The sequence below is a fragment of the Hyphomonas sp. TMED31 genome (assembly GCF_002172815.1).
GTDB lineage: Bacteria > Pseudomonadota > Alphaproteobacteria > Caulobacterales > Hyphomonadaceae > Hyphomonas > Hyphomonas atlantica.
In genome coordinates this window covers 1-10,549 of sequence record NZ_NHCK01000023.1, presented here as the reverse complement: position 1 = coordinate 10,549, position 10,549 = coordinate 1, and the positions used below count along the sequence as shown (strand labels likewise).

At 57.2% G+C, this 10,549-nt stretch carries 11 protein-coding genes and 1 tRNA gene; 7 read left to right on the top strand and 5 right to left on the bottom strand.

Annotated features, from left to right (window positions below; all coding sequences use genetic code 11):
- Positions 1-751 (top strand): TrmH family RNA methyltransferase (locus CBB91_RS04010; RefSeq protein ID WP_288145231.1); only part of this gene is annotated, 751 nt, incomplete at its 5' end.
- Positions 741-1,973 carry a TIGR03862 family flavoprotein gene (locus tag CBB91_RS04005; protein WP_273012286.1) on the top strand — a complete coding sequence of 411 codons (1,233 nt, stop codon included), beginning with the start codon at positions 741-743 and terminating at the stop codon, positions 1,971-1,973. The genes CBB91_RS04010 and CBB91_RS04005, both read left to right, overlap by 11 nt.
- Here the strand turns inward: CBB91_RS04005 and CBB91_RS04000 are convergent, their stop codons facing one another.
- On the bottom strand, positions 1,974-2,738 hold the full coding sequence (locus tag CBB91_RS04000; RefSeq protein WP_273012284.1) for a crotonase/enoyl-CoA hydratase family protein: 765 nt from the start codon (positions 2,736-2,738) through the stop codon (positions 1,974-1,976).
- 112 nt (positions 2,739-2,850) lie between these two features.
- Here CBB91_RS04000 and CBB91_RS03995 point away from each other — a divergent pair, with 112 nt between their 5' ends.
- Both CBB91_RS03995 and CBB91_RS03990 read left to right on the top strand, forming a co-directional pair.
- Positions 2,851-4,044 (top strand): acyl-CoA dehydrogenase family protein, encoded by a 1,194-nt coding sequence (locus tag CBB91_RS03995; RefSeq protein ID WP_273012282.1) that lies wholly within the window; start codon positions 2,851-2,853, stop codon positions 4,042-4,044.
- A 433-nt stretch (positions 4,045-4,477) separates the two neighbouring features.
- Complete coding sequence (locus CBB91_RS03990; RefSeq protein WP_273012280.1) at positions 4,478-5,089, top strand: acyl-CoA dehydrogenase family protein; 612 nt, start codon at positions 4,478-4,480, stop codon at positions 5,087-5,089.
- Here the strand turns inward: CBB91_RS03990 and CBB91_RS03985 are convergent.
- A complete protein-coding gene (locus tag CBB91_RS03985; protein ID WP_273012278.1) occupies positions 5,086-6,039 on the bottom strand; it encodes a LysR family transcriptional regulator in 954 nt (317 codons plus the stop codon). The genes CBB91_RS03990 and CBB91_RS03985 overlap by 4 nt on opposite strands.
- A 463-nt stretch (positions 6,040-6,502) precedes the next feature.
- On the opposite strand from CBB91_RS03985, the gene CBB91_RS03980 reads away from it, so the two are divergent.
- On the top strand, positions 6,503-6,682 hold the full coding sequence (locus CBB91_RS03980; protein ID WP_273012276.1) for a hypothetical protein: 180 nt from the start codon (positions 6,503-6,505) through the stop codon (positions 6,680-6,682).
- A complete protein-coding gene (locus tag CBB91_RS03975) occupies positions 6,679-7,311 on the top strand; it encodes an N-acetyltransferase (RefSeq protein ID WP_241764185.1) in 633 nt (210 codons plus the stop codon). The genes CBB91_RS03980 and CBB91_RS03975 overlap by 4 nt, the downstream gene beginning before the upstream one ends.
- 22 nt (positions 7,312-7,333) lie before the next feature.
- Here CBB91_RS03975 and CBB91_RS03970 read toward each other — a convergent pair.
- The 3 genes from CBB91_RS03970 to pgi all read right to left on the bottom strand — a co-directional run bounded on the left by CBB91_RS03970 (position 7,334) and on the right by pgi (position 10,252).
- Positions 7,334-7,408, bottom strand: a tRNA-Phe gene (locus tag CBB91_RS03970).
- 57 nt (positions 7,409-7,465) lie between these two features.
- The gene (yacG, locus tag CBB91_RS03965) at positions 7,466-7,675 is read right to left on the bottom strand and encodes a DNA gyrase inhibitor YacG (RefSeq protein WP_035552053.1); all 210 of its coding nucleotides are present in this window, start codon (positions 7,673-7,675) and stop codon (positions 7,466-7,468) included.
- A gap of 1,020 nt (positions 7,676-8,695) precedes the next feature.
- Positions 8,696-10,252 carry a glucose-6-phosphate isomerase gene (gene pgi / locus CBB91_RS03960; protein WP_273012259.1) on the bottom strand — a complete coding sequence of 519 codons (1,557 nt, stop codon included), beginning with the start codon at positions 10,250-10,252 and terminating at the stop codon, positions 8,696-8,698.
- Positions 10,253-10,462: 210 nt separating this feature from the next.
- Here pgi and CBB91_RS03955 point away from each other — a divergent pair.
- Positions 10,463-10,549: GTP-binding protein (locus CBB91_RS03955; RefSeq protein ID WP_211643483.1), on the top strand; the 87-nt coding region annotated here is incomplete at its 3' end.

Here is a 10,549-nt window from a genome sequence, read left to right as displayed (position 1 = left end):
GTCAAATCCTGCAATAATTCTCCATTCGCCGCAGCTTGGCGAGAATATCGGTGCCGCCGCGCGCGTCATGCGCAATTTTGGCCTGACCGATCTGCGCCTCGTCAGGCCGCGCGACGGCTGGCCGAACCCGGCGGCTGACACAATGTCCGCTGGCGCGTTCGAGGCCGGTGTCACGGTGCAGGTTTTCGACAGTCTGCCTGAAGCGCTCGACGGCATCACCTGGCTAGCCGCCGCCACGGCGCGCCTGCGGGGGATCGAAAAGCGCGTCGGCGACGCTGCCGACGCCGCTGACGCCGCTTTCGAGCGTCTTGGCACCGGTCAATCCGCCATCATGTTCGGGGCGGAGAAGTCCGGCCTCCCGAATGATGCGGTGGCTGTGTCGGACTTTCTGATGACCTATCCGGTGGACCCGGACTTCAAGAGCCTGAACCTCGCCCAGGCCGTTTGCGTTTTCTGCGCTGAATGGGGCAAGCGTCGCGAGGATGCGGACCGGGTGATTTCTCAAGACAAGGCGAAACTGGGCGAACCGGCCCCGCGCGATGAACTTTACCGCATGTTTGAGCATTTCGAGGACGAGCTGGAGCGCGCGGGCTATTTCTTTCCACCCGAAAAGACGCCGCTGATGAAGGACAATCTGCGCGCCGCGCTGATCCGGGCCGACTGGACACGCCAGGAGGTGCAGACGTTCCGTGGCGCGATCAAGGCGCTGGCCCTGGGGCGCGGCAAGGCCCGGGTCGATCGTGACGATTGACGCCCGGCTCGATGTGGCTGTGATCGGCGCGGGACCTGCCGGACTCATGGCGGCGGAAATGATCGCGGATGCGGGGCGCCGCGTTGCTGTGTTCGAGGCCATGCCCAGCCCGGCCCGGAAATTCCTGATGGCCGGCAAGAGTGGACTGAACATCACCCATGTCGCCAGCGATGCGGACCTTGCGGAGGTATATCCGAACGCGTCCCAGCGCCTGCTGCAGGCAATTACGGCGTTTGGACCATCGAGCATTCAAGATTGGATGGCGCAGCTGGGAGTTCAGTCCCTGATCGGTCCGACAGGGCGCGTGTTTCCAGGACAGATGAAAGCGTCACCACTGCTCAGGGCGTGGCTGGCGCGTCTGGAAGGCAAGGGTGTGGAACTGCATACCCGTCATCGTTGGATCGGGTGGGGAAAGTCTGGCGAACTCATCTTTCTCACGCCAAACGGGCAAAGGAACATCCCGTGTCGCGCCCAGATTTTCGCGCTGGGTGGAGCAAGTTGGAAACGGCTCGGGTCAGACGGTTCATGGCTCCCGGCATTTGAAACACTGGGCGTTCCCGTATCGCCTTTCCGCCCGTCCAATTGCGGCCTGAGGGTCAAGTGGTCGGACAGGATGCAAGCGGAATTTGCGGGTGCGCCCGTCAAGAATGTGGCCATGCGCTTCGGCGGCCAATCAAGTCGGGAGGAGTTCGTGATTACCCCTCGTGGTATGGAAAGCGGGGCTGTGTTCACCCTGTCTCTCAGCGTTCGCGATGCGCTGGAGCGCGTCGGCGAGGCCACGATCCAACTCGATCTTCTGCCAGATATTTCTGCTGAAGACGTTCGACACCGCCTCTCTAGGCCGCGAGGCAAACAGTCCCTATCCAACCATCTTCGCAAGACGCTGAACCTGTCCGGAGTAAAGCGGGCATTGTTGTTCGAACTCGGCGGGCTGGAAGCGGCTGAAGCCCCAGATCNACTTGCCCNTCTGATTAAGGACNTGCCCGTGCCGGTCNTNGGCCTGTTTCCGATGGACGAAGCCATATCNACNGATGGCGGAATATCNTTTGAGGCGCTGGATGACCACTTCATGCTGAAACATCNTCCCGGACNGTTTNTCGCTGGCGAGATGCTGGACTGGGACGCGCCAACCGGGGGCTATTTGCTCACAGCATGTCTTGCCACCGGACGCGCAGCGGGGCGCGGCGCAGTCCGGTGGCTCAACAATGCTGAGAATACTTGACTAACGACCCTTCCAGACGGGGGCACGCTTCTCGATAAAGGCCTTGGGCCCTTCCTTGAAGTCTTCTGTGCCAACGATGCTGGCAAACGCCTTGCCGCTGTCCTTCCAGAGTTCATCATCGCTCTTGCTGGTAGCGTCCATAGCAACAGCGCGGCTTGCAGATACCGCAAGAGGCGCGTTCGCAGTGATCCTGGCAGCCAGTGCCTCTGCTTCTTTCATCACGTCAGCCTCTGGCACGACCTTGTTGACCATACCAAGCTCGTAAGCACGTTGAGACGGAAGTGGATCACCCGTCAAGATGGCTTCGAGTGCAACAGCCCTTCCGATTGCGCGGGGCAGCCGAAACAGACCACCGGCACCTGCAACGAGCGACCGTTTCACTTCGGGAAGGCCGAAGTTTGTATCGTCGGCGCATACAATCATGTCGCAGGACAAGGCGATTTCNGTACCGCCAGCNAGCGCTGAACCGGTGATTGCNGCAATTAGCGGCTTTGTGCGNTCACGACGCGCGATGCCAGCGAANCCACCCTTCTTCGTGGAGAGCGCTGCGCCATTACCTGCAGAAATCTCCTTCAGGTCTGCGCCTGCACAGAATGCCTTGCCGACAGCGGTGAGAATGCCCACCCAAACCTCCGGATCCGCTTCCATCTGGTCAATGGCGGCTTCCATNGTGCTGGCCATTTCNCCATTGATTGCGTTGCGCGCTTCCGGGCGGTTCATCGTGATGATCGCNACATTNCCTTGTTTNNTGTANTCGACGGGCATTGAGTGTCCTCCTTTGATGNAACTCAGCTAGCCAGCTTTACGCTANGGTGTGCAAGACTCAGTTCAATTTTGGTGTTGCCGGACCTTGGGGAAGTCGTTCGAGACTTGNTTCATGGACCTNACACTNAGCCCCGAATATGCCGAATTTCGNGACCATGTCGCNGAAACGCTCAAAACCAATGCCCACCTTGCGCCCGGACCGAACGACAAGGGACTGAAGCATCCGAAACGACTCGCCTGGCAGGCNTTNCTGATNAAGGAAGGGCTCACGGCGAGGACGATACCAACTGAGTATGGNGGGTACGGCGCTGAACCGGATATTCTGAAGTCNCGCATCATNGCTGAAGAGTTTGCGNGATCCGGTTTGCCAAGACCNCTNGCCGGACAAGGAATATCCATGTTGGTTCCNACCTTGCTGGANCTCGGTACGCCGGAGCAGAAAGCAGCCTATATAGAGCGAACGCTGAAGGGAGAACTGATCTGGTGTCAGGGATATTCCGAACCCGGAGCNGGATCGGATCTGGCTGCGCTGCGAACAAGTGCGGTNGAAGATGGCGANGAGTTNGTCATTAACGGCCAAAAGATATGGACGTCTACCGCACGACAGGCCGACATGATTTTCTGTTTGGTNCGAACCGATCCTGANGCGAANAAACATCANGGNATAACCTACATNCTTTTCCCGATGGANATTCCGGGTATCGAAGTTCGGCCGCTCGTCGACATGACNGGCGCTGCCAATTTCAACGAGGTTTTCTTCACAGATGTGCGCGTNCCGAAAAGCGGNGTGGTGTTCGAGGTCAATAANGGCTGGCAGGTCGCCAATGCTACGCTGACCCATGAACGGGGCATGTTGGGGGACCCCAACGCAACGAAAGCTCGCTTTGTTGAACTGGTCGAACTGATGAAGTCGGAAACCGTCAACGGAGAGCGTTTGATCGACAATCCNGTNCTGAGGGATCGATTGATGGCNTTGCAGGCTGAAGTCTACGCCATGCAAGCCAATGNGCTCCGTATCATGACCANNCGCCTAAAAAGAGAGNCCGCAGGAATTGCGGGGCTGATTGTTAAGCTGCAGGGTTGTGAACTCAATCATCAGATCGCGGGGCTGGCGATCGATGCGTTGGGGGAACTTGGCGTGCTCTATGAGGAGGGTGAGCATCTTCGTGCAGGCGGAAGCTGGCAATGGAGATACATGTACGACCTTGGACTGATCATCGGTGGGGGCACAGCCCAGATACAGAAGAATATTATNTCTGAGCGCGGTCTTGGAATGCCGCGTGAACCAAAATTGGTGAGAGGATAAAGCTATGGAGTTTGGACTCTCAGAAGATCAGGTGATGCTTCAGGAAACTATCCGGCGTTTTGTTGCTGATGAGGCCTCCCTGGATACAATTCGCGCAATTGCGGACCAAGAGAGCGGCGCTCAGAATGTTCTGGACGAAAAGATCGCCGCGTTGGGNTTGGATGGATTGCTGGTTCCTGAACCNGAGGGCGGTTCAGGACTCGGGGTTCTTGACGCCATTCTTGTTCAAGAGTGTTTCGGGTACGGACTTGTGCCGTCTAGATTTNTGGCAAACACGGTAGCGGCTTATGCTTTTGGCGCGAGCGGTTCGGAACTTGCTGGTAATATAGCGTCCGGTGCTGCCAAATTTGGTTTGGNTTTGAACGATGTTGTTTCCCGCCGGGACTCCTCCGGTATACAGGTTAGTGGCACGTCGGTAACCGGGAAATCGCTCATGGCTATTAATGTACGCGATGCAACGCATCTTCTGTTCTATTCGGATGATGCGATTCATTGTGGCGCGCCTGACGAGACAAGCGTTGTTAAAACTATTGACCGGACACGTGAATTCTTTGAGGTGGCTGTCGCGGGCGCCGATCCGGACGCAAAGACTGCTGACGTCGAACAAGTGTTTGCGGTTGCATCTGTATTGATCGCTTCGGACACGCTCGGCGCTGCTCAAGCGATGCTGGACAAGGCCGTGGTGTATGCATCTGAGCGTGAACAGTTCGGCCGTGTGATCGGATCGTTTCAGGCCGTCAAGCATCTGTGCGCCGAAATGGCGGCGAAGCTCGAACCATGTCGTGCCTTGCTTTGGCATGCCGCGCACGCAATTGACGAGAACGACGACGAGGCGATCACCATGGCATATCTCGCGAAGGCGCACATGTCTGACGTGGCGACATTTATCGCGCGCACGTCAACTGAGGTGCATGGTGGTATGGGGTTCACGGATTTAGTCGGGCTACACTATTGGTTCAAACGTATCGGCGTTAACCGGCAATTGTTTGGAACGCCAATGGTGCTTCGTGAACGGGCGGCGAGACAGCAAGGCCTCGTTGCCTAGCCTAAATTCAATGTGACATTCAATTGCCGGAACCAATCACTTTCTGTTGGTGAGAACAGCCCCACAAGCCAATCAAGAAACCCATCGGCGCTTTTCACTCTTCGCAAACGCGGAGACTGTGTGAGCCAAATATCCAGGGCGGGAAGACCGGGGATGGGGCAGGCAATGANGTCAGGATACCGATGTATGATATGCGTTGGAAGAATGGCGGGGGATACTCCAGCGCTACAGAACGAGATCATCGCTTCCATGCTGTTCATACGGCGCATCATATCCAGACCCGGGAACAGTGTACGGGATTGTTCCAGTTGGGAGGCGTAGGACGCATGCACGAGCGCGTGCGCTTGGGTTAAGTCGGAAACCGATGCGGGAGTCCCGTTCGATAATTTCCAGTCGGACGAAACGAATGCCGCAAAATGGGAGCGGCCTATCCGGCGTGAAATCTGGTCCGGGTTTCTGGGGCGACGCGTCTGGATCGAAATGTCCCAGGCCGGGTCCTGCGATTCTAACGATGAGTTGCTGATTGAAACATCTATTGTGAGTTTGGGATTCAGTAGTTGAAATTCTGCAAGTCGCGGCACAATCCAGTATTGAGCCAGTGGTTCATTGCAGACGAGGTGGATTGCACGTCCGACGTCGTTTGCCACAGAGCCGACCTCTATTTGGGCAGCATGAATTGTGTCAGCCATTAGATCCGCGTGACGCAACAATGTTCGGCCGGCATCGGTGAGGTCTACGCCGGTATGGTTCCGTTGGAACAGTTCCGCCTGGAGCGCAGTTTCAAGATCGGTCACCCGTCGGCTGATGGTCGGCAATGAGCCGCCCAACACGATTGCAGCGGCGCTCATGCTGCCCGTTTTGGCCACAGCCCTGAACACACGCAGCCTGTCCCAATCGAACTGATCGAACGGCGCTTCACCGCCTATCGTGTGTGAAAGCCCCCGTTTCATTCTGTGCCGAAGTCGCCCGCCTGAAACTGTGTCATGGAAATTAACCATCTAATGGAGAAATTTCATGAATGCAACGCAGACTAGAAAAATGGTGGTTGCGAATGTGGATCCTTTGGCCTTCGAGAGACGAGCAGGCGACTTCGGGTTCAGATTGGCCACACGCAGCGAGCTCGACCAGGCCGTAGCGATGGCTGAAGAACTAATCGACGGGAAGCTGGCCTCCGTTGATTCTATCGCGGATATGAACAATTGGACGGGAATGACGGCTTGGGTCACTGGTGATCCTGTCGACGGANTTTTTCTCACNCTGCCCCTGACAGAGGCAGGAGAAAGCGCTGTGCGAGACGGTTCATACAATCCTGCGAAACCCCTGAAGGCGCACTTGGCCAANATGGGACGGTGTGTTTCGGCGTTTTACGTNGGTGTTTATGCGGGCAAGACGTACGAGGCACGAAAGAAGATCATGACCGTTTCCGCGGTCCTGCGCGTTGAAATGTTCGGGGCATTTCCCGCATATGCGCGCGGCGCGACGGCAGACGGTCGCCGGTCGATGGAAAGTCTGGGCTTTCAGAAATTTGAAGGCGGGCTTCCGGATTTATACGTGCAGCCGCCATTCCAAACGCTGATGGACCAGGCTTCGTGACTGGGGCGCGCAATCGGATCGGAGAGCAAGTATTGCTGCGCCCCGTGCCGCCGGAAGCCTACCTGTCTTACACGGCGGAGATGGTCAGAACGCTTGATGAATATCATCAGGTTAGCGCCATTCGGGCCGCAGTCTTCCTATCCGAGCAAGACTGCCCTTATGAAGAAGAATTTGACGGCAACGATCTATGCGCCACGCATTTCCTGTTAAAGGCGAAGGGGCGGCCGGTCGGAACTTTGCGGATCAGATGGTTTGCTGACTTCGCAAAGCTTGAGCGCATCGTATTGTTGCCCTGCCAACGCGGCCGACCAGGTCTGCGTGTACTGCTCGCGACGGCGTTTGAGCTGGTCGCCCGCAAGGGATACGAACGAATGATCGGCCAGATTCAAGCGCGCTTATGGCCAGTCTGGTCGCGGACGTTCAGGTGTCGTTTGATAGATGGCCGAGCTCCATTCTGGTTCTCCGATTATGAGTATCGGGAGATCGAGATATTCATCCCACGCCATCCTAAGGCACTTCAGATGCTTGAGGACCCGTACCTCATTATCCGACCCGAAGGTGCCTGGGATGAGCCCGGGGTTCTGGAGGCATCTGCCCAGAGGAGCAATTCAGGAGAACAGGCAGCTTAAGGAGACGCGATTTCACTGGAAATGGTGCCCGGGGGCGGAATCGAACCACCGACACGCGGATTTTCAATCCGCTGCTCTACCCCTGAGCTACCCGGGCAGGTCACTGGGGAAGCGCGGTATCTAACGAAGGCTTTTGGTCTTGTCCATGCTGTTTTCAGTCTTCTTCTGACATCTCTTGTCCGGGCGTGTCATCCGCCATGTCAGCGGGCGCCCCNGGAATAGCGTATCCATCCGAGAGCCATTTGTTCAGATCAATGTCGGCACAACGCTTCGAACAGAACGGTCGATAGTCTGCTGCTACCGGTTTGCGGCGACACTGCGCGCATTTTGGCTTGGAAACTTTAGGCGAGATCGGCTTGCTCATGGNCTTTTGTAGACACTCGGTTTGCTTTTAGTGAAACCCTGAAAGGTCAGTCTTTGNCCGTATTTATCGGCCAGTAGGCCTTTCAAGGGACGACCCACTTTTTCCAGCCAATCATAAGCGCGTTCAGGCAGCTCAAGGGTGTACCTGTCCAGGCGATTCTGTGTCGCNGNTTGTTCAAGTATTCTAAGGCCCTCAAGGCACAAGGTTTCNTCTGAGGCGTCGCCATTGNTGTTTTGAAGGCGGTCGCAAATAGGTGTTTCGCGCCAAGGGAGAGACATTTCCATCAAGCCGAGTTGGGACGGGGCCAGTACGGTACTTGAAGTTAAATCGGCTGCTCTCAGCTCTGACTTCATCGCGTCCTTTATCTTCTGACGTGAGCCAGCATTCAGGGGGGCCACACAGTCCAACACGACAAGTCCACCGAGTTTTCGAAGTTTCAACTGTCGCGCCAATTCGCGGCATGCCTCAAGATTGATCTGCAGTGCGCGGCTCGCGGCGGTTCCGGTTCCCTGGCGACCGGCTGTGTCGATATCGACTGAAGTCAGCGCGTGAGTGCGCTCTATGCGCAATCGTCCGCCTCTTGGTAATGTCAGTGCGCTCGAGAGTGCCTCATCGAAGGCANCGGCGACGATGGGATCTCCCGGAGCCACGTCTTCAGTAGCTCCGTTCGACCAGACCAATTGGCCCTTTGCTGGCGTTTTGTCGTTGAGCAGTTCGGCTCGCGGTAGCTTGTCTCCCCGTGCTTCGGCTGCAATTGTAACACGCACAGCCTGTCCCTCGGTGAGGCGGTGTGCGTTCGGGAGACGCATGAAGGCCTCTGGGCCCGTATCGGTTTCGATGAAGGCGCCTCCCTGGTCCGGTCGGAGGGCACGTATTCTGCCGTTTGTTTGCAAGCCGAACGTCAATCTTTGACCTTGGTCTGACCAGCGCTCAAGGTTCAGCGCAACTGGCCGGTCCGCGTTATCCAGCAACACTTGTCGCGTTTCACCGACACAGGTTTCACGGAGAATCCGGATTGCGTCAGTTCCCCGTGATCATTGCGATAAGCGAATTGGTGACTGTGTCCGCGGCCGTCGCTTCACCNGCGACTGCAGGCTTCANNCGAGAGGCCATGGTCTTGCCACGCTCAACTCCCCANTGGTCGAAAGGGTTCAAACCCCACAGGTGACCCGCGAAATAGGTCCGATGTTCGTAAAGGGCGACAAGGGAACCAAATGCCTGGGGCCCGAACTGGCTATGTGCAAAGAAAGTCGANGCGCGTCCGCCCGCATGGACTTTCTGTCGGGCGACTTCGTCGGTCAGATCAGGTTCTTCCTGTTTCACTTCTTCGAGCGTTCGGCCATTAGCNAGTACTTCCGCTTGGGCCAGCGCGTGAGCCGTCAGCGCTTTAACGCCTTCCGCATCGCGATTGCGATCGGGCGCGAGGATAAACTCGCATGGGACGTCCTGTGAGCCCTGGTGGAGCCACTGATGATAGGAATGCTGGCCNACCGATCCTTCGCCGCCCCAGAGCGCTGGGGCCGTTGCGCCTGAGACAGCATCGCCGTGCGGTCCTACCGATTTGCCGTTCGATTCCATTTCGAGCTGCTGCAAATACGTCGGCAGCATGCGCAACCGGTTTGCGTAGGCGAGCAATACGCGCATCTTCTCTTTGCGAATTGTCGCGTTCCAGTAATCGAGTAGCGCNAGCTGCATCGCCGCATTCTGGGCCATTGANGTCGTTCTGACGTGTTCGTCCATGTCTGCGGCACCCGTCAGGATATCTTCGAATACGTCTGCGCCGAGATAGATCATGCAGGCGAGGGAGGCGGCGGACCAGAGCGAGAAGCGGCCGCCGACGGACAGGGGCATGTCGAAAACATGTGCTTCACGTCCATCAAGCCAATTCTTCGCCCGGTCGGGATTTGCTGTCACCAAGGCAAGGTGTTGTTGCGATTTGTCGCCGATTGTCGCTTCCAGCCATTTGCGTGCGCGCGCGAGGTTGTAGAGTGTCTCCTCTGTGCCGAAGGATTTTGAGACGCCAATGACGAGGGTGCGCTCCGGGTTGAGCCCGGCGATCGCACGATCAAGATCGAACGGGTCGACATTCGCGCAAAATCTCAGATCTATCTCACCCGATGCGTGATCCTGGAAAGCGTCCGCAATCAGGCGTGGTCCGAAATCAGATCCGCCAATGCCGATATGAAGGACGGCGTTGAAGCGCTCGCCGGTGGAGCTGGTGACCGCTCCGGACGCAACATCCCTGGCGAACGCCAGAGCGGGAAGTACGCTTTGGCGGACAGATTCTGCCTCTCCCGACAAAGAGGATTGCGCACGGAGGGCCCAGTGGAGAGCGGGGCGGTTTTCCGACGGATTGACGATGTCGCCGGCGAACAGTTTGTCGGCCNCGTCTTGCAAGCCTGATGAATCTCCAAATTGCTGAAGAGCGGCAGTCGATTCGGCGTCAAGAAACTGGCGAGATAAATCGATAGACCAGCCGCAGGCGTTCAACCTGCTTGAGGTTGCGCGAGCATCGGCGAGTTTCTTCAAAGGTGTCCGAGCAAGACGGTCCGCGTGCAGGGTCAGGTCATCGATCATGTCATTGTCCTTGCGTGAATTTTGTCGATTTCGGCTTATCCGTGCTTTGCAAGCGGGGCAAGACGGGAAACCTGACCGCAGTGAACTGGCAATTGCGAGCTTGAAACCCGCGCCGCAGATGGCTATGAGGCGCGTTTAACGGGCTATCCAGCCTGAACGCGTAACCCGTCCGGCGGGCCGGACACCTAAACAGAATTGAGGAGAGGCCCGATGGCCAAGGCAAAGTTTGAACGCAACAAGCCGCACGTCAACATCGGCACGATTGGCCACGTTGACCACGGCAAGACGACGCTGACA

Excerpts from the sequence above, each read along its gene's own strand:
- CBB91_RS03980 (WP_273012276.1), top strand. The coding sequence starts at position 6,503 with ATGACCGTTTCCGCGGTCCTGCGCGTTGAAATGTTCGGGGCATTTCCC.
- CBB91_RS03990 (WP_273012280.1), top strand. The coding sequence starts at position 4,478 with ATGGCTATTAATGTACGCGATGCAACGCATCTTCTGTTCTATTCGGAT.